Genomic DNA, 25,411 nt, shown 5'->3' with positions numbered 1-25,411 from the left:
TCAGGCCCGTCCGTAGAAACCCATCCGCTCGGTATCCGAAAACGTGACACCGGGATTTTCGTAATAGGAAAACACGGCAATTATTCGTGGCTTGCTTCCTGCTACGGGTGTCACCCGATGGGCGGTATTCTTGCCCTTGAACACGTTCAGGGTTCCGGGGCTGAGGGAAATAACCCGACTGTTTTCATCGTTGCCGCTCAGCAGTTTTGCAACGCCGTCATAGTTCGGGTCGTTTTCACTGCGCAGGTCTTTCCGGTACTCAAAAGCGCCACCCTGATCCGGTGCCTGCAACAGCATCGTTGTGGTGAACTCTGAGCGGTCGAAATGCCAGTTCAGGGCCTGACCCTCACGATACGACATGACGTTCACGCATGCCATCGGATCGTCCATCACATACAAAGTGGGTTTGTCCATCGTCGCCGCCAGAAATCGGGCGAATTCGGGCCATTCATAAAGTCTGATCAAGGCAGAGTCAGGGATCTGGTCCGCGCAGAGCGTCCGGTTGGACGTCTGAAACTCCTGCAAAGCCGGGTGGTCGCCCGGCAGGCCGTCGATCCTTTTGAAGTAAATGTTGTGTCGGCGCTCGTGCAGAAATGCTTCGCTGTCAAATCGGGGGGCCATTTCCGCCACCGCCGCTGCCGCGACCTTGCTGTGCATCAACCCATCGAGGTTGAACATTCCGGTCGCTTCAAGGTCTCTGCGGCAAGTTTCGACAAGCGCGTCCCATTCCGGGCTGCCGGGTTTGTCGATTGGAAACCGGTCAAGATCAAGAATGTCTCTCATGCCCTCCCTTTCCTTTGCTGGGGTCCTGCACCCTTTGCACCTACTGAAAGGCTAGGTCGGGAAATTTGAATTAACTGTCCCGTTTGCGACAGACATCCAGTCCTGGGCTATCGCGACTTGCGAACCAATGCAGGAATTTCGCAAGGAACGGCGCATTCTTGTTGAAAATGACGGTTTTGCATTACTTTTTGCAGTGCGATCTGATACTGCGCGCCTATCGGGCAAGACTGGTAAAAGAACGACAGTCGTATATATTCCGACGACCAACCCCGAGGAAATCTGATTGATGAACGTTTACCCCGGCGACCTGAACGACGCACCTGACGACGAAGATGCTGCCGCGGCGCTGAAGCTTCTGCGCAAATGGGCAGAATCTGCGACAGAGGCCGAGATCAATCAGCTTGATCCCGCTGTTGCCCGGCTTGTTCCCGGCTTGATTGCGTCCAATTATCCCCCTTTGTCGCGGCAATACCCTCAGAACTTTCGCGTCGATGAGGCGTATCGCGCGACGTTGCCCGATCTGCAAAACGGTCCGTCCAGCCTGATCCGCGGCGCAAAGCAGCAAATTCAGCATGTCGGTATCTCGAATTTCCGCCTGCCGATCCGCTTTCACCGCAAAAATGATGAGGATCTGACGCTGGAAACCTCGGTCACGGGCACTGTCAGCCTTGAGGCCGGGAAAAAGGGCATCAACATGTCCCGGATCATGCGATCCTTCTACAAACACGCGGAACGCACCTTCAGTTTCGAGGTGATGGAAGCAGCGCTGGATGACTACAAGACCGATCTGGACAGTTTCGATGCGCGTATTCAGATGCGGTTCTCGTTTCCCGATCGCGTTGAAAGCCTCCGCTCTGGCCTGGGTGGGTTCCAGTATTATGATATCGCGCTTGAACTGGTCGAACAGAACGGCGTGCGTCAGAAGATCATGCATCTGGACTACGTCTATTCCTCGACCTGCCCATGTTCGCTGGAATTGAGCGAACATGCACGCGCATCGCGGGGGCAACTGGCGACACCGCATTCGCAGCGTTCGGTCGCGCGAATCTCGGTCGTTGTCGACAGCGCCGCAGATTGCTTGTGGTTCGAGGACCTGATTGCCCTGTGCCGTCGCGCGGTTCCGACCGAAACTCAGGTCATGGTCAAGCGCGAAGATGAGCAGGCGTTTGCCGAACTGAATGCCGCCAACCCGATTTTTGTCGAGGACGCCGCTCGGTTGTTCTGTGCCGAACTGCTGGCGGACCACCACATCGGCGATTTCCGGGTAGTTGCCAGTCATCAGGAAAGCCTGCACAGCCACGACGCGGTGTCCATTCTGACAGAAGGGCCGACCTTTGCAGCGGCCAGTCTGGATCCCCGGCTGTTTACCACATTGTTCCACGTCGGATGATCTGCCTGATTTAAGGGCAGTTTTTCGGAAATAGGGCGAGGTGTGGCGATTTATTGCCGCACCGCAGCAAAATTTCTGCACAAGCACATATATCCGGGTAGTCTGCAAGACAATGCAGATGCAGCATGATCGCACCAGGTGGTGCGACACCTTAAAGGATGCCGGGACGTGCAACGCCTTGGATTGCAAATTCGGTCTGCCGCCCAAAGGGCCCGAGCCGGGGAAGCGCCTTTGCTCTGTCTTTGCCTGCATCGCTTTCAGAGGAGAATTAGTAGATGAACCCGATTTCCGGACCATTGGAACTTCAGGCTGCGGCTGTGCGTGTGGCTGGCTATGCCATGGTCAATCAGATGAAGATCATGCAAATCATGACCCGCTCTGCGATCGAGTTGCCTTTAGTACCCTTGCAGGCACTACGTGCGGCAGCGTCTGAGTCCTCTGCGGTGGAACCTGCTAAGGAAGCAGTCCGCGCAAAGCCAGCGGCAAAGCCAAAGGCAGCGGTAAAACCCAAGATCCGGGCAAAACGTAAAGCGCAGGTAACGCCAAAGGCACCTGTTGTCAGAGCGTCGTCTGTCACGCCCAAACCGGTGGCAAAGAAAGTGGAACCTAAGACCGCGCCGGTCGCCAACGCTGCCACGCCGAAACCGGCCAGCGCAAAATCGTCCGCTACTGTGGCCAAGGCGCCGACGCCCAAAAAGCCAGCGGTCAAGCCGGAAGCGGTAGCAAAGCCTGAAACCGTCAAAGTGGCGGCACCCAAGTCTCAGGCAGGCAAGACGGCCGAAATAGTGACAACCAAACAGCCGGACGCCAAGCCAAAGCCTGTCGCGCGTCAAGCAAGCAAGGCACCCGAGGCACCAGCGGCGGCAAAACCTAAAACCGCTGCCGAACAGCCGGTGCGGCGCACCCGGGCACCTTCCAAACCGCCCGCGATGCCAGTTCAGGCACCAAAATCGGACAGTTGAACCCGACATCCGCTTGACACAGTCGTGCAGGCGCGCCAACGCTGCGCCTCATGACGGATATGCGCCCGGTTGGATATGTGATTGGCCTGTTGGTCGCCATTCTAGGGGCGACCATGCTGCTGCCGTTGCTTGCTGACCTGATCGAAGGGCGGGGCGAATGGAATGTCTTTCTGGAAAGCGCCGTCATTACCGTTATGACCGGCGTGGTCCTGGCCATGAGCTGTTCAAACGGTGTGGGCGAGGGGCTGACAATCCGCCAGACCTTTCTGCTGACAACCGGCGTGTGGGTTGCCCTGCCGGTGTTTGGCGCCATTCCGTTCATGTTCGGCGAAACCGAACTGCGTTTCGTTGACGCCTATTTCGAGGCCATGTCCGGCCTGACAACGACAGGGTCCACGGTTCTTTCGGGCCTGGACGGCATGCCCACTGGATTGCTGCTGTGGCGCGGAATCCTGCAATGGTTGGGCGGGATCGGAATCATCGTGGTTGCGATGGTGTTCCTGCCCGAACTGCGCGTCGGGGGGATGCAGATCTTCCGCTCGGAAGGGTTTGAGACCATGGGAAAGATTCTGCCGCGCGCGCAAGAGATCGCCGGGCAGATTTCCATGATCTATGTTGTACTGACTCTGATTTGTGCCCTGGTCTATGCAGCCTTCGGGATGAGTTTTTTCGACGCCGCCGTGCATTCGATGACGACCATCGCGACCGGAGGATTTGCCAACTATGACAGCTCATTCGCCGTATTCTCGGGTCCGACGGAGTATGCCGCTGCCGTTTTCATGATCCTGGCTGCACTGCCATTCGTGCGGTATGTGCAACTGGCCAATGGCAACACCGGTTCGCTTTGGCAAGACAGCCAGATTCGCGCCTTTCTGGCGACCATTGCGGTGTTGGTCGTTGTCATGACCGTCTTTCTGACGACCGTGTTCCCACACCATTGGGAAAGAGCCTTGCGGGAATCGCTGTTCAACATCACCTCGATCATTTCCGGCACGGGCTATGCCAGCGTCGACTACATGGGTTGGGGCAATTTTCCGATTATGCTGTTCTTTCTGATCGGTCTGATCGGTGGCTGCGCGGGCTCCACGGCCTGTTCGATCAAGGTATTCCGGTATCAGCTTTTGTTCGCGTCGATCAAAACCCAGATCAGCCGCATTCGTTCGCCACACGGCGTGTTCACACCGCAATACGACGGCCGCCCCATCAGCCGAGATGTTTTGACCTCGGTCATGAGCTTCTTCATGTTCTTCGTGCTGACGATGGGCGTCCTGTCCTGGGCGCTGGCTCTGACCGGGTTGGATTTCATTACATCCGTGTCCGGTGCTGCAACCGCACTTGCCAATGTCGGACCGGGCCTCGGCAATCAGATCGGACCGGCCGGCAATTTCGCGGGGTTGAGCGATACGGCGAAATGGCTGCTGATCACGGGTATGCTGGTCGGTCGGCTTGAACTGCTGGCGGTTTACGCGATCTTCACCGTTCAATTCTGGAGAAGTTGATGAAAAGAACCCTTGGTGCGCAGATCTCGCATATGCTCAGGGACCATGGCGTAGATGTGATCTTTGGCATTCCGGGCGTACATAACCAGGAAATGTATCGCGGTATCGAAGAAGCGGGCATCAAGCACGTGCTGGCGCGGCACGAGCAGGGGGCGGGCTTTATGGCCGACGGCTATGCTCGTGCTACCGGGAAACCGGGCGTGGCTTATGTGATTTCCGGACCAGGGTTGTGCAATATCATGACGCCGATGGGGCAGGCTTATTCCGATTCCGTCCCGATGCTGGTCCTGTCCTCCTGTCTGGATGAGGTAAATGCCCAGCGGGGCCAGTTGCATCAAATGAAGGATCAGCGCGCTGCCGCGGAAACCGTGGCGGACTGGTCCTGCCTGGCCAACACCGCCGACGCGGCCTATGGCCTGGTCGAACGCGCGTTCGAAGAGTTTGAGCTGAAGCGCCCCCGCCCCAAACACATTCAGGTGCCGATCGCACAGCTTGAGGCTGAGGCTGACCCGGCGCCGTTCCCGAATCAGCCCGGGCTCAGAACAAAAGTGCTGCCACCTGATATCGCGCCGGTCCTGTCGATGCTGAATATCTCGCGCCGCCCCCTGTTCATTCTGGGCGGAGGGGCGCATTCAAATCTGTGGCGTCAGATATTGACGCAACTGGGGGCGGCATGCTTCACCACTTTTGCGGGGCGGGGCATGGCTGGCACCGGTTACGCTCTGGATTTCGGGGCGATGCTGACACGACCGGGCAGCGCCGATGTGATTGCGTCAGCGGATCTGGTTGTCGCCGTTGGGGCGGAACTGGGGGAAGTCGATCTCTGGCGCGACAAACTTGGGCACACATCGCAACTGATCCGCGTCGATCTGGACCCCGAGGTTCTGTCAGACCGACATCGTGCAGCGATCAAGCTGCAGGCGGATGGTGAAAGCTTTGCGAAAACGCTTTGGGCGGTGTTGGATAAGGTGAAACCGGCAACTGGTTGGACTGCCGAGGAGGTGGCCAGCGCCCGTACCAAGTGGCGGGCCGAAATCGACGCCGAACGCCCCGGGATCGCCGCAGCGATTGATGTGATGCGCGCGGCTTTGCCCGCAGATACGATGATTTATTCGGATATGACGCAGTTTGCCTATGTCGCAAAGGAACTCTGGGACATGGACTATCCGTATCACTGGCATCACCCGACCGGGTTCGGCACGTTGGGATATGCGTTGCCTGCCGGCATTGGCGGCGCGATTGCCCGACGCGGCAAGCCCACGGCCGTGATCGCCGGGGACTATGGGTTCCAGTACACGATGCAGGAATTGGGCGTGGCGGTCGAACTGGGTTTGTCCCTGCCAATCATTCTGTGGGACAATGGCAAGCTGAAGGAAATTGAAGACAGCATGGTGCGCAGCCAGATTGCGCCGAATGCCGTTGAGGCTCGCAATCCAGATTTCTGCAAGCTGGCCGAAGCATTTGGCGCGTTGTCGTCGCAGCCCAACTCGGGGGTCGGCTTGCAATCCGCCATCCGTGCGGCGTTGGATGCGCTGGTGCCCACGCTGATCCGCGTCACACCGGACATATTCTGAAGCTTCGGAAAACAGATATGGCGCCGCCTGGTCTGGCGACGCCATTAGTGGAACCTAACGGTTTCTTAGTCCCAGCAGTGAACCAGAACAGTCATTCCGGTTGCGCGGCGGTTCAACTCGTTCGGTGAAATTTCACCGACCGCCTGCCCAGGCTGACCCGCAACACCGGCTTTATCCAGGACTGTACGCAGTCGATCAACCGAGGCGGCAAGACTGACCGAGTCGGGCAGGGTGCGACCGTCAGAGCTTTTAGGCAGAAGCATCCCGACCACGTTTCCGCTGTCGTCGAACACCGGACCGCCTGCATCGCCGGGCTGTGCGACCAGTGTAAGACGTTTTATTCCATCTTCGCCATTCAGGCCCCGCACATCGGCGACTTGACCGAAAGTCAGTGTTGGTGCACCCAATGCGCCCAGATAGGAAAAGCCAGATACGGCCACTTCGGATCGGATACGAGGCTCATCTGCGCTGAATTCGGCCACGCTCATGGGGGCAAGTGCCCGGCTTGGGCGCAACACGGCCACGCCTAGATCGGCATCGTCCCACGCCACCTGAACCTCCTGATCGTCGTCCAGGGTCATGCGGGTGCAGTTATTTGCCACTTCCGAGACCGTCAAAACCGTGCCGTTGGCAGCGGCGAAGAAGCCCGAGCGGGACAAGCGCGGTTTACGCACCTGCAAGCCTGAAACCAGGTCGATCCGCTGTTCCGCATCCGCGCCGGCACCGGCGTCAAGGACCGCATCCCTTGTGGTAAAGCTGGCGTTGATGTAGGCCAGTACGCGTGCACGGCGCGCCTCGTCCCCTTCCGGCCAGACCAGGGTGAAGCCCTTGATCTTGCCATCCTTCAATGCGGCCTGCGTGTAGGATACAATCCCTTTCCCGCGGCCTTCCAGCGTGAAGCGATCGCCCCGCAGGGTGCGCGGGCCGTTCAGCGGAACAATTTCCAACGACTGCATCACCTCGTACAAAGCGCGCAACGTCGCCTTGTCACCTTCCTGGCTGATCAACAGCACCTGTGCATTCAAATCTGCGGTCGCATTGAAATGCGCAAACGGTGCTTCGTAGCGGTCAAAGGTCACAACACCCAGCGGTAAGTCCAGTTCAATACCGGCCTGCGGGTCTGCATAACGCTTCATGCCAACGCTGATCAGCGGTGCATTGTAGTCATCCATCAAGGCCTTGCGCTGCTGCGTCGTCAGAACGCCGGTGGTTTCAAACCCATTGAAGCGCTGCCATTCGGCCATGGAACGGCGTGTACCCTGACCAAAAGCCCCGTCAATCGTCGAGTCATAGAACCCCTCTGCCTGCAATGCTGACTGCAGGTCTTTGCGTTCCTGCGCGGTCAGCAGGCGTTCACCCTGCAGAGCTTGCGATCGGGTTTCATCGGCATCTTGCGGAACCGCCGCAGCTTGCGGCTGTTCTGTTTGCGCCTGTGGTTGAACCGACGGCGTTACCGCGCCCCGATCCAGAACGTTCGCACCAACTGGCCAGAATTGCGGCCCCAGTGCGTTCGAAAAGGCAATGAAACTGTCCGACGGGATTTGACCCTCAGCCCGATAGACCTGCAGAACCTGATCCGCATCTGATCGTAAATAGGGTCCTATTACAATGGCATACCAGCCGCTGTTAAGGCGAAACCCATTCACGTCGGGCAGGGTATTTGCATAGATCTGCGCCCGATCCTGCGCCGCCTGCAAGGTCGGTTGTGCCTCGATCTGGACCCAGACACCCGTATCCTGTTGCGCAAAAACGGCGCGCACACCAAGTAGAAAAAGAAATGCAATTGAAGTGAATATGCGTGCCATTGTCCGCCTGTGTTTCGCAGAGTTTTTTCAGCCCGGAGAATACGCCAAATCGGCCTCGGAACGCCATGGCCAGATTACGGGGAATTTCCAGTGTGGCCGCACAGAGACATGACGAGCCCACTGGCCCGTTGACGCCCCCGGACCCCTTGCATAGGAAGGGCAAAACCGACCGGAAACGGACGCTGCGGCGTCCAGGGGAAATGTCATGACCGAACCGTCCAGCGCTCCACGTTCATTTCAGGAGATCATCCTGAGGCTTCAGACCTACTGGGCCACCAAAGGATGCGCCATTCTGCAGCCCTATGACATGGAAGTCGGAGCTGGCACGTTTCATCCTGCCACGACGCTCCGCTCGCTGGGGTCCAAACCCTGGGCTGCGGCCTATGTGCAGCCCTCGCGCCGTCCCACTGATGGACGCTATGGCGAAAACCCGAACCGGTTGCAGCACTATTATCAGTATCAGGTGCTGATCAAACCGAGCCCGCCCGATCTGCAGGAGTTGTATCTGGGCAGCCTCGAGGCGATCGGCATCGACATGGGTTTGCACGACATCCGATTTGTCGAAGATGACTGGGAAAGCCCAACTCTGGGCGCATGGGGTCTTGGCTGGGAAGTCTGGTGCGACGGGATGGAAGTCAGCCAGTTCACCTATTTCCAGCAGGTCGGCGGACATGATTGCGCGCCGGTCTCGGGTGAACTGACCTATGGGCTCGAGCGTCTGGCGATGTATGTGCTGGGCATCGATCACGTGATGGATATGCCGTTCAATGACCCGCAATCGCCCAGCCCTTTGACCTATGGCGACATCTTCAAACAGACCGAAGAGGAATACGCCCGCTGGAACTTCGATGTGGCCAACACCGAGGTATTGTTGCGTCACTTCGAAGAGGCCGAGGCAGAATGCGCCGCCATTCTGGCGCAGAAACATGACGATCCCAAGACCGGGAAGCGTATCATCATGGCGCACCCCGCTTATGACCAATGCATAAAGGCCTCGCACATCTTCAACCTGCTTGATGCCCGTGGCGTGATCTCGGTGACGGAGCGTCAGGCGTATATCGGGCGTGTGCGGGCGCTGGCCAAACAATGTGCGGATGCGTTTGTTCTGACCGGGGCCGCCGGTCACGCGGGCTGATGGGCCGGTCAGGCCAAACCGGGAAGCAATGCCTTCAGGCCGTCCGCGATCATGCCGATTGCGATGGCCGACAGGATCATGCCCATGAACCGGCTCATGATCACGCGCGCGTTGTCAGACAGCCGCTTTGCCAGGGCCGTGGCGTTCCAGAACGTGATCAGAAGCAACGACACGACTGCAAGAAAAACACATGTGTAGACAATGGCTTCGGTCGGGCTTTTGATGCGATGAGCATACAGGATCAAGGTTGTAATCGTTCCGGGACCAACGAGAATGGGAAATGCAAGCGGGTAAAAAGCGACCGCTTCAAGCGTCGCATAGGATTGCTTTTCATCCTGCGTGCCATGGTGCGAACTGCTTTCGTTACCGTTCAGCATGTTCAGTCCGAACATCAGAACGACAAGGCCCCCGGCAACGCGCAGGTCGTCGACGCTGATACCAAAAAGACCCAATACCTGACTGCCTATGACAGCAAACCCTCCGCCCAGGATCAGGCAATAGACGGCGGTCTTGATTGCAACTTTTCGTTGGTCGGCGACGGACAGGCTCTGAGTCACGCTCAGGAACACCGGCAGGTTGGTGACCGGGTTCATGATCGCGAAAAGCGCGCCAAAAAAGCCAATGGCAAGGGTCGTTTCCATTCAGGGTGCCTCGATCAGTTCTGCAATCTGCGCGAGGTTGTCCTATTTTCAACGATGAATGAAGGGGCAGCATGAGCGAAAAAAGAAAAAGTTCGGCCGGAAAGGTCCTTGTTGTCATTCTGTTGCTGTGCGCGGCCATCGCGGGCATCAGCATGTATTATTTGCAGATTTACGGGTTCTACTATGATGTCGAAGCGAAAGCAGGCCAAGATGTCGTTCTGACGGAAGTCGAAACGAACCAGCCGGTTGCCATCAGTTACAGCGCATTTCAGGCGATTGACGCGGATAGTTCGCCGATCCGCTATCGCGCCTGTTTCGAAACAGAGCTGACATTGGAAGATTTGTCCGCTGCCTTCATGCCTGCTGACGATCCCGAACCGCTAACCGCGCCCAGCTGGTTTGGCTGTTATGATGCCGTAGCCGTCGCCGATGCGCTGAAGGTCGGACATGCGCGGGCGTACATAGCCATCAAAAACGTCCATTTCGGGGTCGATCGCATTGTGGCCGTGACCGATGGTGGGCAGGGCTATGTCTGGCACAGGCTGAACAATTGCGGCGAAAAGGCTTATGACGGGACAGTTGTGGGCGAAGAATGTCCGCAGCGGTCACAGGAGTAAGAGGTTCATTTTGGTTGATACGGTCCAGATCCCCGATTTCCTGACAGCGACGCTGGGATTTGCGGTTTACCTGATCGGTGCCGAGATCAACGCCCGGGTCGCAACACTGCGTCAGTTCAACATCCCCGAACCGGTAACAGGGGGGCTGCTGGCATCGCTCGTTGTGTTGCTGCTGTATTTGGTGGCGGGTCTTGAACTGTCCTTTGGTTTGGCGGCGCGGGACTTCCTTCTGGTGCTGTTCTTTGCCGGGATCGGATTGAATGCCCGATTGTCGGATCTGATTGCGGGCGGCAAGCCCCTGTTTTTGCTTCTTGTCCTAACTCTGATCACAATTGTTGCGCAAAACGTCATTGGCGCGGTTGGGGCTGTCGTGTTCGGGTACCCGATGCAATCCGGAGTATTGTTTGGCTCTGCCGCGCTGATCGGCGGTCACGGTACTGCAATCGCATGGGCCCCGGAAGTGGGCCGGGCCACCGGTCTGGAAGGCGCGACTGAACTTGGTGTGGCCGTGGCCACGCTGGGTCTTGTTCTGGCTGCGCTTGTCGGCGGCCCCGTCGCTCGGTTTCTGATCGAAGGGCGCAGCCTCAGCCCGGATCGGCCGGAAGAAGAGCACACCGTCGGTCTGCCGGACAATCCGGATGAAGCGAGCGCCGGAATAGATCACCTGACGGTGATGCGCGTTTTGCTTCATTTGAATCTGGCCATCATTCTTGGTTATGCACTCAGCGAAGTCATCACGGCAGCCGGGCTCAAACTGCCATTGTTCGTGCCCTGCCTGATCATGGGCATCGTGATCGCCAACGTCCGATCGGCCATTGCGCCCTCAGCCCCTCCGGTTGCGCGAACGCCGTCGCTGGCGCTGATCTCCGAGTTCGCGTTGGGTGCCTTTTTGGCCATGTCACTGATGAGCTTGCAATTGTGGACCATTGCGGAGCTTGGAATTGCCATCGCCGTAATCATGACCGCGCAAACCCTGTTTGCGGTGGTATTTGTTATCTGGGTGCTGTTTCCGATCATGGGGTCGAATTACCGCGCTGCGGTGCTGGCTGCCGGGTTCGGAGGTTTTGCGCTGGGTGCCACTCCGACCGCCATCGCAAATATGACCGCCGTGACCAAGCGATATGGGCCGTCGCCTATTGCCTTTATCGTGCTGCCCCTTGTATCCGCATTCTTTGTGGATATCGCCAATGCCATCGTCATCCAGACGATCGTGAATTTCTAAGGACCGAAAATGCCCGACCTGCTGATCGAACTGTTTTCCGAGGAAATCCCCGCACGCATGCAGCGCCGTGCGGGTGAGGATCTGAAAAAGAAGGTGACAGATGGTCTGGTCGAGGCCGGTCTGACGTATGCCGGGGCCGCAGCAATGACCACTCCGCGCCGTCTGACACTGGCGGTCGAGGGGGTGCTGGCCGAAAGCCCCACTATCCGGGAAGAGCGTAAAGGCCCGAAGGTCGGCGCGCCGGACAAAGCCATCGAAGGGTTTTTGCGCGGCGCGGGCCTGACCCACGATCAGTTGGAAGAACGCGAGACACCCAAAGGTGCGGTGTATTTCGCAACCATCGAAAAGCCTGGTCGGGCGGCTGCCGATATCGTGTCCGAGGTGCTGGAGGCCACCATCCGCAATTTCCCCTGGCCCAAATCGATGCGCTGGGGCAGTGGACCGATGCGCTGGGTACGCCCTTTGCACTCGATCCTGTGTATCCTGACCGACGAGGCCGGAGCGCAGGTGGTTCCGCTTGAGGTCGAGGGGATCACCGCCGGGGACAGAACCGCCGGTCATCGCTTCATGGCGCCGGATCGTTTCTCGGTTTCGTCTTTCGAGGACTATTCGGCCAAGTTGAAGCGAGCCTTTGTTGTATTGTCTCCCGAGGAGCGCGCCGAACATATCTGGAATGACGCCCAGAACCTTGCCTTCGCTGCCGGTCTTGAAGTGGTCGAGGATAACGGGCTACTGGCCGAGGTCGCCGGTCTGGTCGAATGGCCGGTCGTTCTGATGGGCAAGATTGACAGTGAATTCCTGGATTTGCCACCCGAGGTTCTGCAAACCTCGATGAAGGAACACCAGAAGTTCTTTTCGGTCCGCAATCCCAAAACGGGTCGGATCGAACAGTTCATTACCGTTGCAAACCGTGAAACCGCTGACAACGGGGCAACCATTCTGGCCGGGAACCAGAAGGTTCTGTCGGCGCGTCTGGCAGACGCCAAGTTTTTCTGGGAGAACGACCTGCGCGTTGCCAAGTCGGACATCGCCCAGTGGACCCGTGCGCTGGAGAATGTGACCTTCCACAACAAACTGGGCACGCAGGCCGAACGGATCGACCGCATCGCAGCGCTGGCCCGCGAACTGGCCCCGGTGGCGGGGGCGGATGCGGATCAGGCCGAGAAAGCCGCACGTCTGGCCAAGGCTGATCTGAACTCCGAGATGGTCTATGAATTCCCCGAACTTCAGGGGCTTATGGGCCGGTACTACGTCGCGGCCGCAGGCGAAGACGCCGCCTTGGCCGCCGTGGCGCAGGAGCACTACTCGCCGCTGGGTCCGTCGGATGACGTGCCGACCGCACCGCTTTCGGTGACCGTAGCGCTGGCCGACAAGCTGGACACGCTGACCGGGTTCTGGGCGATCGACGAAAAACCCACCGGCTCGAAAGACCCGTTTGCCCTGCGCCGTGCGGCGTTGGGGGGTATTCGTTTGGTCTTGGAGAATAATTTACGAATTGAACTCTTGGACGTTATTCAGAATTCGTTTCTTTGCTTGGCTAAGCAGAAGTTTAAGGTTGCGAATGCAATTTACTGCTCGTCCACTTGGACTACTGAAGTTAGTAATACTGAGACTGTAAAACTCAAGTTGGATAGAGAAACAACAATTGCATTTAAAAGCCTGGCATTTGTGAAACTAGACGAAACTGATTTGGAGGCAATTTACGAGTTCAAAGATATTCCAAAATATTCACACGATCAAATTCAAGGATTGATGAATTGCGGCGCTGAACTTTTTCAAAACCTCCTCTCCTTCTTCCACGACCGCCTCAAAGTCTTCCTGCGTGACGAGGGTATCCGCCACGACATCATCGACGCCTGTATCGCGATGGACGGCAATGACGACCTCAACCTGCTGGTCAAACGCGCCCGCGCGCTGAATGCGGTGATTGCGACCGAGGATGGAGAGAACCTCGTGCAGGGGTTCAAACGCGCCAACAACATCCTGACACAGGCCGAGGAGAAGGATGGCGTCGAATACTCCTATGGCGCCGACATAAAATTTGCCGAGACCGACAGCGAAAGGGCGCTGTTTGCTGCGCTGGATCAGGCGCAGGCCGAAATCGAACCTGCGCTGAAGGCCGAGGACTTTCCAAAGGCGATGGCTACCATGGCCGCGTTGCGCGGCCCGGTCGATGCGTTCTTTGACGAGGTTCAGGTGAATACCGACAATGATATTCTCCGTCGCAACCGTCTGAACCTGCTCAGCCAGATCCGCCGGGTTTGTCTGGGCGTCGCCGACCTCAGCAAGATCGAAGGCTGACCCAGAACTCACTTGCGCCAACAGTGTTTGCGCTTATGCTGCGGTGAAATCAAAAGGTGCCGCAGTGCAGAATAACCCGCATACAACGCTGATCACATCCGACGCGCCCGTCGCCGCCCATACCCATGGCGGCCGGGCGAAATGCCTGCAACGTCTGGTCCGGCTTGACCTGCCGGTGCCGCGCACGGTCGCCTTGTCATTCGATGCGGTCCACCGGATCGCCGAAGGTCATATCCCCGACATCGCCGCCATTCTAGAACAGTTCGAACCGACTGCATTGCTGTGTGTGCGTCCCAGTTCCGAGGACCCCGACTGGGGCGGGCCGGGCGCGGTTCTGAACATCGGCATGAACGACGCCCGCTATGTAGACCTGTCCGACAAGATGGGAGCTGAAGCAGCGGCCGCACTGTATCTGCGTTTTGTCCAGAGTTATGCCATCCATGTCGCCCGGCTGGACCCTGACCTGTTTGATGATATCGATCTCACCGGTCGCGAGGGGTTGCGCCAGTCTTTGCGGGCTTACGAAGATGAAGCCGAAGAGGCCTTTCCGCAGGATCGGGGCGAGCAACTAATCGGTGTTCTGCGTTCGATGGCCCGAGCCTGGGATGGCACTTCCGCGCGTTTGCTGCGTCAGGCCAAGGGCGCGCCGGCCGATGCCGGCCTTGGGCTTGTCATTCAGGAAATGATACCGGGCGTCGGGCAGGGGGAATGCGGTTCCGGAGTTCTGCAGCTTGTAGATTCCACGACCGGACTGCCGCAGATCACGGGCCGTTACCTGAGTCAAAGCCAGGGTCGGGACGCTTTGGGCGAAGACGTGGCGGCGCTGTATCTCGAAAAAGATCCGCGCGGCTTGTCACTCGAGGAGCTGGCCCCCGAAGCATTTAACGACCTGAAATCTCATGCCGCGCTGATGCGCGAAAAGCTGCGTGAGGAAATGCAGGTCGAATTCGTTATCGAAAACGGACACGTGCATATTCTGGACGGGGTACGCGTTCAGCGCAGTGCCCGCGCCGCGATGCGGATAGCCGTGCGTCTGGCCGAAGACGGTATTGTGCCGCCGCAGGACGCGGTGATGCGCGTTGACCCACACTCTCTGAACGAGCTGCTGCACCGGCAGGTACACCCCAAGGCAGAGCGAGACATCCTGACCACCGGGATCGCCGCCAGCCCGGGTGCGGCAACAGGCAAGATTGTTTTTACCTCCGCCGAGGCACAGGCCAGCGCGGCGCGTGGTGAACCCTGCATTCTGGTGCGGCGCGAAACTGCGCCCGAGGATGTGCGCGGTATGCATGCCGCAGTGGCCGTGCTGACGGAAAAGGGCGGCATGACCAGCCACGCAGCTGTAATCGGGCGCGGTCTGGGCCTGCCATGTATCGTTGGCGCTTCGGAGATGCGGTTCCAGACAAAAAAGAAGCTGCTGACCGCTCCGGACGGGCGTGTTTTCCAAACCGGTGACGAACTGACAATTGATGGCAGTTCGGGTCAGGTTCTGGCCGGTCGGCCCGCGATGCTTGAGGCCGCGTTGGACGATTGTTTCCAGACACTGATGGGTTGGGCCGACGCCGAGCGCGATATTGCAATCCGCGCCAACGCAGACACGCCGGCGGACGCACAGACCGCGCGAAATTTTCAGGCGCAGGGCATCGGTTTGTGCCGGACCGAGCATATGTTCTTCGATCCCGGCCGGCTTATTGTCATGCGCGAGATGATATTTGCGCAGACCTCGTCGGGTCGTGCGGCTGTGCTGGAACGTTTGCTGCCGATGCAACGCGAAGATTTCGTACAGCTTTTCCGGATCATGGAAGGGCAACCTGTCTGCATCCGCCTGTTCGACCCGCCATTGCACGAGTTCCTTCCAACCACTCGTACAGGGCAACGTGAACTGGCCGAAGCACTTGATCTGCCGGTGTCGGATGTCGAGCGGCAGGTCAATGCGATGACTGAATACAACCCGATGCTGGGCCTGCGTGGCGTGCGTCTGGGGGTTACGGTGCCTGAAATCTATGACATGCAGGCGCGGGCCATCTTCGAGGCCACGATCGAAGCCAGTATGGATGGTGCGGCCGTCGTGCCCGAAGTCATGATTCCGCTGGTTTCCGCCCGGCGCGAGGTCGAACTGGTGAAGTCCCGTATCGACTCCGTGGCTGCGGCTGTCGCCTCGGAAAAGGGGCAGGAATTCGAATACAGACTGGGCGTCATGGTGGAAACACCGCGTGCGTGCCTGCGTGCGGATGAGATCGCGCCACAGACCTCGTTCCTCAGCTTCGGAACAAACGACCTGACCCAGATGACCTATGGGCTGTCACGCGACGACGCGGGAAGGTTCATGTCCGCCTATGTGCGCCAGGGCGTGTTTGTCGAAGATCCGTTTCATGTACTGGACCGCGACGGCGTCGGCGAGCTGCTGAAACTCGGGGCTGAACGCGGGCGTGCCGCGCAGCCGGATGTCACGCTTTCGGTCTGCGGCGAACATGGCGGAAACCCCGAATCAATCTCGATTTGCCGCGATCTGGGTTTTGACTATGTGTCCTGTTCGCCCTTCCGGGTGCCTGTCGCTCGGCTGGCTGCCGCTCAACTGGCGATTTCGTCCAGACTTGGGGGTTGACAAGGGTCGCAAGCCCTAGGAATAGTGGTTTTGGAAGGACCTGTGGTCGAAAAAACTCGACCCCGCAGGCAATTTTCCTCTTGCATTTTTTTCAGATGTAGACCTTTCGCCCTCAGTGCGTTAAGAGCCTCATCGCGCCCGCCGGGGGAGGGTATGGCGCGAGAAGTGCCTGTGCGAGGTTATCTGATGCTACGTTACATAATGGCTGTTGCCACTGTGGCAGCAACCGTGCTGCCGACTGTATCCTTCGCCGAGAAGGAAGAGACTCATTCCGCCAAGGCTGAGCTGGTGACTCGGAGTGAACTGCCGGGTCAGGTTTTTCGTGATTACCTGAAGCTATTTACGCCCCGAAAAGAAGCCAAACCGCTGGACGTATCCTATTCCAAGGAATGGTTGGACCAGCAGCCCAAGGCAACCGGCGATGAGCATTGGAAGTGTCTGGCCGAAGCGCTGTACTTCGAGGCACGCGGCGAAAGCGTCCGTGGTCAGTTTGCGGTGGCCGAGGTTATCTTGAACCGGGTTGAAAGCAGCCGCTTTCCGGATGATCTGTGCGGTGTCATCCAGCAGGGAACGGGCAAGAAGTACCAGTGTCAGTTCACCTACACCTGCGATGGCCGCAAAGAGGTCATTCACGAAAAGAAAGCCTATGAGCGTGTCGCTAAAGTTGCCCGCACGTCCATTGATGGGATTGCAGATCAACTGACCGAAGGGGCAACGCATTATCACACCAAAGCCGTACGCCCGTCTTGGTCGCGGGTGTACAAGGAAACCGCCCGGATCGGTGTGCACATCTTCTATCGTCACAATTACCGTACCGCGAGCAACTGACCTGCTTCCGATTGGTGACTAAGCACCGCGAATGCTGAACCGGCATTCGCACGCTCGGGTTTCGCAAGTTCTCGCCGGTGCAAATGGCCCAAGTGGCGTTTTAGGCGGTTGGAATGGCGTTTGTATGAATGTTATAGGCCTGCGCACCGCCTATGATAGGCAACCTGCACTGCCCGAGCCCGAAAAGGCCATACCCATGAGTTCTGAAATCCGCCTTGCCTTTGCGCACCCGTCCGAACGCTCGGAAGCGACAGCGTCCCGGGGTCCTCTGGACCGTATTTCACTGCGCGATCACATCGTCGAAGTGGAAATCGGCGCATTTCAGGCCGAGCGGGGAACAACGCAGCGCATCTGTTTCAACATCGTGGTCGAAGTGCGCCCGATCAGCGATCCGATTGATGATGATGTCGACCGGATTCTGTCCTACGACCGCGTCACAGAAGCCATTGCATTTGAACTGGCTGCTGAGCGGTTGAACCTTCTGGAAACTTTGGCGGACCGGATCGCCGAGCGTATCTTGCTTGAACCTCAGGCTGTAAGGGCTTTTGTCAGAATAGAAAAGCTGGACCGGGGTCCAGGTGCTTTGGGCGTCGAGATCGTTCGCGGCAAGGACACGGTCCATCATGACCTGATTGAAGAAGAGCGGCCGCATCCACGTCTGGTTTATTTGTCGAACGAGGCGATGCAGTCGAAAAATCTGACCGGTTGGATCGATCAGCTTGAAAGCCGTCAGCGCCCTCTGATCCTGTGTGTCGGGGCATCGGACCTGACTGTTCCGAAAACCGGTCATGCAATGACACAACGTCGGATCGACCTGCTGGCCATTGAACAAAATGCATGGGTATTGGCGGCGCGCGATCACCGGTGCGTGGTGGTTTCAACGCGAACAGAGCTGGATTGGGCCATGAAGAACGGCCAGATTTGTGTCTGGGCGCCGTCCAAGATCGTTCTGGATGCGGTGGATGGCCCGTCAGCGGCGCCGTCCGATTCGGTTGCGTTGGCAGCGTGGTTCGCGGCAACATTCGAAGCCAGCGAGATGTTGGTCATAGGCGGCGATCTTCCAGAGGCTCCCAAAACTCCCCTGCGGGCGGTGCCGGTGGATCAGGCCAAACTGTGACCGCGTATTTTCGTCCTCTTGTACAGCACGGACTGACGCGCCCGACCCATGCGGTGTCGTTGGCTGGGCAGGATTTGTGGTTCACCCATGCGGAAAAACTGACACGCGACGGCGACCCGGTTCTGGTCGCCGTGAACGACATCCCGGAAGAAGTGATCAGCCGCCTGACCCGCAAAAGGGCGGCAGTTGCAGGTCTGGACATGACGGTCCCGCAGATCATGGGCATTTTGAACGCAACGCCCGACAGCTTCTCGGACGGAGGTCTGCACAATTCGGTCGAAGCCGCTGTGACCGCAGCTAAATCCATGGTCACGCATGGCGCCAGCATTCTGGACATTGGTGGGGAATCCACCCGTCCGGGCGCCGAATATGTTCCGGAAGCTGAAGAGATCGAGCGGACGCGCCCGCTGATTTCCGCGATCTGCGCGGAAACGGATGCTTTGGTTTCAATCGATACACGCAAGGCCAGCGTCGCCGAAGCCGCCTGGGCAGCCGGGGCAGGGCTGATCAACGACGTGTCAGGGTTTACCTTTGATCCGGATCTGGCCCCGTTTTGTGCCCGGGTCGCTGCCCCGGTCTGCCTCATGCACATGCAGGGTGATCCCGCGACGATGCAGGATGACCCGCAATATGATGACGTCCTGCTGGATGTATACGATTTCCTCAATGGACAGATCGAACATCTTGAGGGCCTTGGCCTGAACCGGGACCAGATCATTGCCGATCCGGGCATTGGGTTCGGCAAAACCGAGGCTCATAACTTGACCCTGTTGCGGAACCTCAGCCTGTTTCACGGGTTGGGTTGCCCGATCCTGTTGGGCGTGTCGCGCAAGGGATTCATCGGTCAGATCGGCAAGGAACCGCGCAAGGATGCGCGTGCGCCAGGATCAATTGCTGTTGCGTTGGCCGGATTGTCGCAAGGTGTGCAGATCATTCGGGTCCATGATGTGGCCGAGACGGCTCAGGCCTTGCGCTTGTGGACTGCCGTCCGGTAATCCGGTCCCAAGGCTGGAATTTTGGAGAAAACACCGATGCGCAAATTGTTCGGAACCGACGGGGTGCGGGGCACTGCCAACACGCATCCGATGACGGCGGAAATGGCTTTGCGCATTGGTGCGGCAGTCGGGCGATATTTCCGGCGCGACGCCTCCGGCGTGCACCGCGTGGTCATCGGCAAGGATACGCGCCTTTCGGGCTATATGCTGGAAAACGCGCTGACGGCAGGTTTGACTTCGACCGGTATGAACGTGTTGCTGCTGGGCCCGGTGCCAACGCCTGCGGTGGGTCTGATGACCCGGTCGATGCGCGCTGATCTGGGTGTGATGATTTCTGCCAGCCACAACCCGGCTGAAGACAATGGGATCAAGTTTTTTGGCCCCGACGGCTTCAAGCTGTCGGATCAGGCAGAAATGGATATCGAAGACCTGATTGAACAAGGCGTCCACCCCGCCAAGGCCCAGAATATTGGCAGGGCGCGTCGCGTGGATGATGCGCGGTTCCGCTATGGCGAGCGTGTGAAATCCTCGTTGCCACGTGAATTGCGGCTCGATGGTCTGAAAGTTGTGATCGACTGCGCCAATGGCGCTGCGCACCGCACCGCCCCGGAGGTTCTGTGGGAGTTGGGTGCCGAGGTCATTCCGATTGGCATCGCGCCCAACGGCAAGAACATCAACCTCAACTGCGGGTCGACCAAACCGCAAATGGCGGCGGAAACCGTGGTTGCCCACGGTGCCGATGTAGGGATTTGCCTGGACGGTGACGCTGACCGGGTCGTGATTGTCGATGAACAGGGGCAGGTTGCCGATGGCGATCAGTTGATGGCGCTGCTCGCCAGCAGCTGGGCCCGTGCTGATCGGCTGACCGGCGGGGCGTTGGTGGCAACGGTCATGTCCAACCTCGGGCTCGAGCGGCACCTGGCTGCGCGGGGGCTGCGACTTGAACGCACAGCGGTAGGCGACCGCTATGTTGTCGAACGCATGCGCGAAGGCGGGTTCAATCTGGGCGGCGAGCAGTCGGGTCATATCGTGATGACAGACTACGCAACCACCGGGGACGGGCTGATGGCAGGGCTGCATTTCCTGGCGGAAATGGTTCGGGCTGACCGCAGCGCCTCTGAGATCTCGCAGCAGTTTGAGAAAGTTCCGCAATTGCTGAAAAACGTCCGTTACGAAGTTGGCCAGCATCCCCTGGAAGCTCAGAACGTCAAGACGGCGATTGCCGATGCCGAAGCGCGATTGAACGGGCAGGGGCGTTTGTTGATTCGCATGTCCGGGACTGAGCCGCTGATCCGTGTCATGGCCGAGTGCGAAGATGATACCCTGTTGAATCAAGTCGTTGACGGCATCGTCTCCGAGGTCGAGGCGGCGGCTGGCTAGCGTCTGAAAAGCAGTTTCTGCAGGCTGAACCATTGGCTGATGGCCAGCCCCGTCAGGATCATTGCCAGCGCCAGATAGAACCGGAAAGGCAGCGCCTCGGACAGGATCCAGGCGCCAAACACCATTGACCAGATTGGAACCTGATAGTTCACCAGGGTCAGAAAAACGGATCCGGCGCTGCGTATGATGGAAACCCGCAGGAGCGTTGCGAAGGCAGTGGGGAACAGGCCCAGCACGATGATGGCAAGGCCGGGCCGGGTGCCTTCCCAGCGGGGTAAACCCTCGTAAACCAACATGATCGGCAGCAACAGCACGGCACCGACCACAAGCGTCAGGGCGGCCAGGACAACCGGATCAACGGGCGGGCAGCGGCGGGTGAAGATCGAGGCCAGGGCGTAGGACAAAGCTGCACCGACGCAGGCCAGTTGAGCCATGGGTTCAGCCCCCGACCCCAATTGTGCAAGACCTGGCCCGATCAGTATCAGCGCACCGGTGAACCCAAGGGTTACGCCGAACAGTCTGCGCGCATTCATCGGTTCATCGGAAAAGAAATGGGCAAGCGGCAAAACCATCAGCGGGATTGCGGCCATGGAAAGCCCGGCAAAGGCAGACGGAACAAATTGCTGTCCCCAGCTTAGCAGGACAAAGGGCAGGGCCGTCGACAGGATGCCGATGATTATGATCGACCACCAGAGTGCCGGGTTTCCAGTGGGAATTTTTCGGCCCGTCGCCGCCATCATCAACAGCAAAGTCAGTGCACCCAGTGTCGTCCGGGCGGTTGCCACGGTGATCGGGCCGTAGCCTTCCAGGGCCATGGCAACGACCATGAAAGTGCCGCCCCAGATCAGGCCAAGCGTTACAACGCCGCTCCAGTCGCGTGAATTGGGGCTCTCTACCATGGCTTCCCCTTATCTTGCGCATCCGGGGATGTCACGCCGCCATATTTGACAATCAGTAAGTTTTCACTTACGGTAAGTGATGGCTAACCAATATGTATTCTCAGCTTTAAGTGATCCCACCCGGCGACAATTGTTCGAAGCGATTGCAATCAAGCCGCAGGCAGTTGGGGAATTGGCTGAAAACATGCCTGTCAGTCGTCCTGCCGTGTCCCAGCATCTTCGGGTTCTAACCGATGCGGGCCTCGTGGTGTGCCGTGCCGAAGGGACCCGGCGGATATATGCTGCCCGCCCCGAGGGGCTTGCCGAGTTGCGGGATTGGCTGGATCGGTATTGGTCCGAAGTGCTGGAAAGTTATGCGGCCGAATTTAACGAAAGCGGACAGAACAATGACTGATCCCATCGTCAAAACGGTGATTGTAAATGCGACGCGTGAACAGGCATTTGATGTTTTTGTGAACCGGATTGCAAAATGGTGGCCGCTGCATGGCCATGCCGTGTCCGCCGCACACGGTAAACCGGCACTTGCTGTCTCGATCGAGCCGTTTGTAGGTGGCGCGATTTACGAAACAATGTTTGACGGCACACGTTCGGACTGGGGAGAGGTTCTGTTGTTTGCGCCCGGGCAAAAGGTGGCGTTTACCTGGCATCCCGGAACAGACGAAAAGCGTTCCACCCTGGTGACAGTCGAATTCGAAGACCACGAGCTGGGGCAAACAAAGGTAGTCCTTACCCATTCCGGCTGGCAGGCCTGGGCAACCGAAGCACCGGACAAACGCGGCAGTTACGACGGTGGCTGGGATTACGTTCTGGGCGAGTGCTATCGAAATGCGGTTGCAAACTGAAAAGGGCGGCCACCGGGGCCGCCCTTGTGCTGACAGAAGTCAGGCTCAGTTCTTTTCCTGATCGACCAGTTTGCCGGCCGAGATCCAAGGCATCATGTCGCGCAGTTTCTTACCGACCTGCTCGATCTGATGTTCATCGTTGTGACGGCGGGCCGCTTTGATGGTCGGTTGGCCAACAGCGTTTTCCAGCATGAAATCACGCACGAACTTACCGGTCTGGATATCCGACAGAGTCTCTTTCATCGCCTTCTTGGTCTGCTCATAGGGCAGGATCCGCGGGCCGGTGACATATTGGCCATACTCGGCGGTGTTCGAGATCGAGTAATCCATGTTCGCGATGCCGCCTTCATAGATCAGGTCAACGATCAGCTTGGTTTCGTGCAGACACTCGAAATAAGCCATTTCCGGTGCATAACCTGCCTCGACCAGAGTCTCAAAGCCGCAGCGGATCAGTTCGACGATGCCGCCGCACAGAACGGCCTGCTCGCCGAACAGGTCGGTTTCGCACTCTTCGCGGAAGTTGGTCTCGATGATGCCCGAGCGGCCGCCACCGATGGCCGAGCAATAGGACAGACCGATTTCCAGCGCCTTGCCGGTGGCGTCGTTGTTCACGGCGACCAGACAGGGCACGCCGCCGCCTTTGACATATTCGCCACGCACGGTGTGTCCGGGGCCCTTGGGGGCCATCATGATGACGTCGACGCCTTCTTTCGGCTCGATCAGGCCAAAGTGAACGTTCAGACCATGGGCAAAGGCAATGGCCGCGCCGGGCTTGATATTGTCATGCACATATTTCTTGTAGGTTTCGGCCTGCAGCTCGTCGGGCATGGTGAACATGATGACGTCGCACCATGCGGCGGCTTCGGCAATGCCCATCACCTGCAGACCTTCGGCTTCGGCTTTCTTGGCCGAGGGCGAGCCTTCGCGCAGGGCAATGACCAGGTTCTTGGCACCCGAGTCGCGCAGGTTCAGCGCGTGTGCGTGTCCCTGGCTGCCATAGCCCAGGATAGCCACTTTCTTGTCTTTGATCAGGTTGATGTCGCAATCGCGATCGTAATAGACACGCATTTTGCCGGTCCTTTCAGTTTCGATTGCGGTGGTTCTATCTGCCCGCCGGCGCAATGGCGATAGCATTGGGGTTGAGTATTTGAGAAAAAGGTGAAGAATAATTCGCAAAACATCTTTCATGTGAAAAAATCATGCTTGACGATACTGACCGTCGCATCCTGCGTCATTTCCAGGCCGATCCGAGCCTGACCACAGCCGAACTCGCCGAGCGGTGCAGGATCAGTGCAGGGGTGTGCTGGCGGCGGATTGAAAAGATGCAGGCCGCAGGGATCATTCAGGGGCAGGAGGCCGTGATCGACTGGGTCGCGCTTGGGTATGCGGTTGAGGTTTCGCTGAGGATCACGCTGGACAAGACCCAGCCACGTGCCTTTGACGAGTTCACCGCCGCAGCACGCAAAGTGGCCGAAGTGATCGAGATTCAGACCTTTCTCGGGCGGGTTGACGTGCGCCTTTCCGTTTTGGCGCGGGATATGTCCCACTACCAGCAGGTGTATCGTGACCGCATTCTGACACTGCCGCACATCGCTGACATCGAAGCGCTGATGCATATTGCCCGGGTGAAACGGGACGAGGTGTTGCCGGTATGACGGAACTAGACGAAACCGACCGCAAGATCTTACGTGCGTTGGCGCAGGACGCGTCGCAAAGCGCGGGCGCGCTGGGGCGACGGTTTGGCCTTTCGCAACCGGCAACCTGGCGGCGTATCCGCAGGCTGGAGGAGGAAGGCATCATCAAGGGGCGCCGGTTACGGTTGAACGCCGAGGCGTTGGGGTTTGGGGTGACGGTGTTTCTGGGTGTGAAACTGGCGCGCAAAGGGCAGGTCAGCCTTGAGGATTTCGAACGTGCCGTAAGCGCCATTCCCGAGGTTCAGACGGTCGAGCATGTGCTGGGTCTTTATGACTACCGACTTCGGGTCGTTGCGCGGGATCTGTCGGACTTTGAACGCGTCCTGCGGCGGCGCATCATGACATTGCCTGGGGCCGGTGACGTCGAGGCCAATGTGCTGCTGAGTGAAGAGCGTCTTCCGGGCCCGATCGGATAAGTCAGTATTTTGAGCGGATGCAGAAACCCGGGTGATGCGTCATGCGGGCAAACGCCATCGGCTCTCCATCTTTCCAGGTCGTGCGCTCAAGCTGAATCATTGAGGTGCCGGTCGTGGTCCCCATGAATTCGGCCAGTCGCCCGTCAGCGGAAACGGCACAGAACGCGATTTCGGCTTCGGTAAAGGGTGCGGTCTTCAGCAACCATTCATGCGGCCCGTTTTGGTTCAGATCGGCGTGTTCGACATCCGGAACGGCCTCGATATTGATCCAGCGTTCTTCGAGCTGGAAGGGGCGGTTGTCCGCGTAGTGCATGCAGATGATATGAAGGACGCGCGCGTCCGGTGAAACGCTCAGTTGCGATGCCAGCCAGCCAGGGCTGGGTACGACGTTTCGTTCGACCAAAGCGTAGCGATAGGTGGCATTCTGGTTTTCCACTGTCTGGCGCGCGAGCGAGATTTCCAGCTTGGCATGTTTGCTGGGTTCTTTTTTGACCCGTGTCCCGCTTTTCCGCTTTCTTTCGACATAGCCTTGCTCGGCCAGTTCCCGCAGGGCCCGGTTTACGGTCGCGCGGGCGCAATTGAACTCTTCGGCCAGCTGTGTCTCGGTCGGCAGCAAAGATCCCTGCGGCCAGATACGGGCTTCGATCCTTCTTTTGACTTCGTCGCGAACTACCTGAAAACTTATCCGTTTTTGCCCTGTCACCTG

General features: G+C 58.4%; 23 protein-coding genes. 17 read left to right on the top strand and 6 right to left on the bottom strand.

Going from position 1 to position 25,411, the window contains the following annotated elements; genetic code table 11:
* Window positions 1–783 carry a HalD/BesD family halogenase gene (locus tag ACR1XU_RS05240; RefSeq protein ID WP_480907167.1) on the bottom strand — a complete coding sequence of 261 codons (783 nt, stop codon included), beginning with the start codon at window positions 781–783 and terminating at the stop codon, window positions 1–3.
* Between the two features lie 286 nt (window positions 784–1,069).
* On the opposite strand from ACR1XU_RS05240, the gene folE2 reads away from it, so the two are divergent.
* The 4 genes from folE2 (at window position 1,070) to ACR1XU_RS05220 (ending at window position 6,208) form a co-directional block, all read left to right on the top strand.
* Window positions 1,070–2,173, top strand: a complete 1,104-nt coding sequence (gene folE2, locus ACR1XU_RS05235; protein WP_480526420.1) for a GTP cyclohydrolase FolE2 — start codon at window positions 1,070–1,072, stop codon at window positions 2,171–2,173.
* Window positions 2,174–2,448: 275 nt separating this feature from the next.
* Window positions 2,449–3,135 (top strand): hypothetical protein, encoded by a 687-nt coding sequence (locus ACR1XU_RS05230; RefSeq protein WP_480907165.1) that lies wholly within the window; start codon window positions 2,449–2,451, stop codon window positions 3,133–3,135.
* Window positions 3,136–3,185: 50 nt separating this feature from the next.
* A complete protein-coding gene (locus ACR1XU_RS05225) occupies window positions 3,186–4,634 on the top strand; it encodes a TrkH family potassium uptake protein (protein WP_170616471.1) in 1,449 nt (482 codons plus the stop codon).
* Window positions 4,634–6,208, top strand: a complete 1,575-nt coding sequence (locus tag ACR1XU_RS05220; protein WP_480907163.1) for a thiamine pyrophosphate-binding protein — start codon at window positions 4,634–4,636, stop codon at window positions 6,206–6,208. The genes ACR1XU_RS05225 and ACR1XU_RS05220 overlap by 1 nt, the downstream gene beginning before the upstream one ends.
* 65 nt (window positions 6,209–6,273) lie before the next feature.
* Here ACR1XU_RS05220 and ACR1XU_RS05215 read toward each other — a convergent pair whose 3' ends face one another.
* Complete coding sequence (locus ACR1XU_RS05215; RefSeq protein WP_480907161.1) at window positions 6,274–8,013, bottom strand: serine protease; 1,740 nt, start codon at window positions 8,011–8,013, stop codon at window positions 6,274–6,276.
* Between the two features lie 205 nt (window positions 8,014–8,218).
* Here ACR1XU_RS05215 and ACR1XU_RS05210 point away from each other — a divergent pair, with 205 nt between their 5' ends.
* On the top strand, window positions 8,219–9,148 hold the full coding sequence (locus tag ACR1XU_RS05210) for a glycine--tRNA ligase subunit alpha (protein ID WP_480811369.1): 930 nt from the start codon (window positions 8,219–8,221) through the stop codon (window positions 9,146–9,148).
* An 8-nt stretch (window positions 9,149–9,156) separates the two neighbouring features.
* Here ACR1XU_RS05210 and ACR1XU_RS05205 read toward each other — a convergent pair whose 3' ends face one another.
* Window positions 9,157–9,789, bottom strand: coding sequence for a MarC family protein (locus tag ACR1XU_RS05205; RefSeq protein WP_480811370.1), 633 nt, complete (start codon window positions 9,787–9,789; stop codon window positions 9,157–9,159).
* Window positions 9,790–9,860: 71 nt separating this feature from the next.
* Here ACR1XU_RS05205 and ACR1XU_RS05200 point away from each other — a divergent pair, with 71 nt between their 5' ends.
* The 8 genes from ACR1XU_RS05200 to glmM all read left to right on the top strand — a co-directional run bounded on the left by ACR1XU_RS05200 (window position 9,861) and on the right by glmM (window position 20,854).
* On the top strand, window positions 9,861–10,406 hold the full coding sequence (locus ACR1XU_RS05200) for a DUF6446 family protein (protein ID WP_480907159.1): 546 nt from the start codon (window positions 9,861–9,863) through the stop codon (window positions 10,404–10,406).
* A gap of 10 nt (window positions 10,407–10,416) precedes the next feature.
* A complete protein-coding gene (gltS, locus tag ACR1XU_RS05195; RefSeq protein WP_480907157.1) occupies window positions 10,417–11,628 on the top strand; it encodes a sodium/glutamate symporter in 1,212 nt (403 codons plus the stop codon).
* A gap of 9 nt (window positions 11,629–11,637) precedes the next feature.
* The gene (glyS, locus tag ACR1XU_RS05190; RefSeq protein WP_480907155.1) at window positions 11,638–13,929 is read left to right on the top strand and encodes a glycine--tRNA ligase subunit beta; all 2,292 of its coding nucleotides are present in this window, start codon (window positions 11,638–11,640) and stop codon (window positions 13,927–13,929) included.
* A 43-nt stretch (window positions 13,930–13,972) separates the two neighbouring features.
* A complete protein-coding gene (locus tag ACR1XU_RS05185; RefSeq protein ID WP_170806129.1) occupies window positions 13,973–16,534 on the top strand; it encodes a pyruvate, phosphate dikinase in 2,562 nt (853 codons plus the stop codon).
* A gap of 186 nt (window positions 16,535–16,720) precedes the next feature.
* Complete coding sequence (locus tag ACR1XU_RS05180) at window positions 16,721–17,362, top strand: cell wall hydrolase (RefSeq protein WP_170619755.1); 642 nt, start codon at window positions 16,721–16,723, stop codon at window positions 17,360–17,362.
* Window positions 17,363–17,558: 196 nt separating this feature from the next.
* Window positions 17,559–18,479, top strand: coding sequence for a dihydroneopterin aldolase (locus ACR1XU_RS05175; protein WP_480891302.1), 921 nt, complete (start codon window positions 17,559–17,561; stop codon window positions 18,477–18,479).
* Entirely contained in the window at window positions 18,476–19,474 is a 999-nt protein-coding gene (gene folP / locus ACR1XU_RS05170; protein ID WP_480891305.1) for a dihydropteroate synthase, read from the top strand. The genes ACR1XU_RS05175 and folP overlap by 4 nt, the downstream gene beginning before the upstream one ends.
* Window positions 19,475–19,510: 36 nt before the next feature.
* Window positions 19,511–20,854 (top strand): phosphoglucosamine mutase, encoded by a 1,344-nt coding sequence (gene glmM / locus ACR1XU_RS05165; protein ID WP_321253612.1) that lies wholly within the window; start codon window positions 19,511–19,513, stop codon window positions 20,852–20,854.
* On the opposite strand, the gene ACR1XU_RS05160 is transcribed toward glmM, so the two are convergent.
* Window positions 20,851–21,753: a DMT family transporter gene (locus ACR1XU_RS05160; protein WP_480907150.1), complete on the bottom strand. Its 903-nt coding sequence runs from the start codon at window positions 21,751–21,753 to the stop codon at window positions 20,851–20,853. The two genes, glmM and ACR1XU_RS05160, sit on opposite strands and share 4 nt — an antisense overlap.
* A 79-nt stretch (window positions 21,754–21,832) precedes the next feature.
* Here ACR1XU_RS05160 and ACR1XU_RS05155 point away from each other — a divergent pair, with 79 nt between their 5' ends.
* Together ACR1XU_RS05155 and ACR1XU_RS05150 are read left to right on the top strand one after the other, a co-directional pair.
* Window positions 21,833–22,147 carry an ArsR/SmtB family transcription factor gene (locus ACR1XU_RS05155; protein ID WP_480907148.1) on the top strand — a complete coding sequence of 105 codons (315 nt, stop codon included), beginning with the start codon at window positions 21,833–21,835 and terminating at the stop codon, window positions 22,145–22,147.
* Window positions 22,140–22,595 (top strand): SRPBCC domain-containing protein, encoded by a 456-nt coding sequence (locus ACR1XU_RS05150; protein WP_170616441.1) that lies wholly within the window; start codon window positions 22,140–22,142, stop codon window positions 22,593–22,595. Before ACR1XU_RS05155 ends, ACR1XU_RS05150 begins: the two co-directional genes overlap by 8 nt.
* A gap of 45 nt (window positions 22,596–22,640) precedes the next feature.
* Here the strand turns inward: ACR1XU_RS05150 and ilvC are convergent, their stop codons facing one another.
* Window positions 22,641–23,663 (bottom strand): ketol-acid reductoisomerase, encoded by a 1,023-nt coding sequence (ilvC, locus tag ACR1XU_RS05145; RefSeq protein WP_170616439.1) that lies wholly within the window; start codon window positions 23,661–23,663, stop codon window positions 22,641–22,643.
* Between the two features lie 131 nt (window positions 23,664–23,794).
* Between ilvC and ACR1XU_RS05140 the strand changes: the two genes are divergently transcribed.
* Both ACR1XU_RS05140 and ACR1XU_RS05135 read left to right on the top strand, forming a co-directional pair.
* Window positions 23,795–24,250, top strand: coding sequence for an Lrp/AsnC family transcriptional regulator (locus ACR1XU_RS05140; protein ID WP_170616437.1), 456 nt, complete (start codon window positions 23,795–23,797; stop codon window positions 24,248–24,250).
* Entirely contained in the window at window positions 24,247–24,705 is a 459-nt protein-coding gene (locus tag ACR1XU_RS05135; RefSeq protein ID WP_170676568.1) for an Lrp/AsnC family transcriptional regulator, read from the top strand. Before ACR1XU_RS05140 ends, ACR1XU_RS05135 begins: the two co-directional genes overlap by 4 nt.
* A gap of 1 nt (window position 24,706) precedes the next feature.
* On the opposite strand, the gene ACR1XU_RS05130 is transcribed toward ACR1XU_RS05135, so the two are convergent.
* Window positions 24,707–25,408 carry a GntR family transcriptional regulator gene (locus ACR1XU_RS05130; RefSeq protein ID WP_170806135.1) on the bottom strand — a complete coding sequence of 234 codons (702 nt, stop codon included), beginning with the start codon at window positions 25,406–25,408 and terminating at the stop codon, window positions 24,707–24,709.
* Between the last annotated feature and the right edge of the window lie 3 nt (window positions 25,409–25,411).

The sequence above is a fragment of the Ruegeria sp. D1(2025) genome (genome assembly GCF_056536425.1).
The sequence above is the reverse complement of the archived record's forward strand: the minus strand, read 5'-3'. Positions and strand labels throughout refer to the sequence as shown.

Bases quoted from the DNA above. Each gene is read 5' to 3' on its own strand.
- ACR1XU_RS05215 (WP_480907161.1), bottom strand. From the start codon at position 8,013: ATGGCACGCATATTCACTTCAATTGCATTTCTTTTTCTACTTGGTGTG.
- ilvC (WP_170616439.1), bottom strand. From the start codon at position 23,663: ATGCGTGTCTATTACGATCGCGATTGCGACATCAACCTGATCAAAGAC.
- folE2 (WP_480526420.1), top strand. From the start codon at position 1,070: ATGAACGTTTACCCCGGCGACCTGAACGACGCACCTGACGACGAAGAT.
- ACR1XU_RS05240 (WP_480907167.1), bottom strand. From the start codon at position 783: ATGAGAGACATTCTTGATCTTGACCGGTTTCCAATCGACAAACCCGGC.
- ACR1XU_RS05200 (WP_480907159.1), top strand. From the start codon at position 9,861: ATGAGCGAAAAAAGAAAAAGTTCGGCCGGAAAGGTCCTTGTTGTCATT.
- glyS (WP_480907155.1), top strand. From the start codon at position 11,638: ATGCCCGACCTGCTGATCGAACTGTTTTCCGAGGAAATCCCCGCACGC.
- glmM (WP_321253612.1), top strand. From the start codon at position 19,511: ATGCGCAAATTGTTCGGAACCGACGGGGTGCGGGGCACTGCCAACACG.
- ACR1XU_RS05150 (WP_170616441.1), top strand. From the start codon at position 22,140: ATGACTGATCCCATCGTCAAAACGGTGATTGTAAATGCGACGCGTGAA.
- ACR1XU_RS05230 (WP_480907165.1), top strand. From the start codon at position 2,449: ATGAACCCGATTTCCGGACCATTGGAACTTCAGGCTGCGGCTGTGCGT.
- ACR1XU_RS05220 (WP_480907163.1), top strand. From the start codon at position 4,634: ATGAAAAGAACCCTTGGTGCGCAGATCTCGCATATGCTCAGGGACCAT.
- ACR1XU_RS05180 (WP_170619755.1), top strand. From the start codon at position 16,721: ATGCTACGTTACATAATGGCTGTTGCCACTGTGGCAGCAACCGTGCTG.
- ACR1XU_RS05140 (WP_170616437.1), top strand. From the start codon at position 23,795: ATGCTTGACGATACTGACCGTCGCATCCTGCGTCATTTCCAGGCCGAT.
- ACR1XU_RS05210 (WP_480811369.1), top strand. From the start codon at position 8,219: ATGACCGAACCGTCCAGCGCTCCACGTTCATTTCAGGAGATCATCCTG.
- ACR1XU_RS05160 (WP_480907150.1), bottom strand. From the start codon at position 21,753: ATGGTAGAGAGCCCCAATTCACGCGACTGGAGCGGCGTTGTAACGCTT.
- ACR1XU_RS05175 (WP_480891302.1), top strand. From the start codon at position 17,559: ATGAGTTCTGAAATCCGCCTTGCCTTTGCGCACCCGTCCGAACGCTCG.
- ACR1XU_RS05225 (WP_170616471.1), top strand. From the start codon at position 3,186: ATGACGGATATGCGCCCGGTTGGATATGTGATTGGCCTGTTGGTCGCC.
- ACR1XU_RS05135 (WP_170676568.1), top strand. From the start codon at position 24,247: ATGACGGAACTAGACGAAACCGACCGCAAGATCTTACGTGCGTTGGCG.
- ACR1XU_RS05155 (WP_480907148.1), top strand. From the start codon at position 21,833: ATGGCTAACCAATATGTATTCTCAGCTTTAAGTGATCCCACCCGGCGA.
- ACR1XU_RS05205 (WP_480811370.1), bottom strand. From the start codon at position 9,789: ATGGAAACGACCCTTGCCATTGGCTTTTTTGGCGCGCTTTTCGCGATC.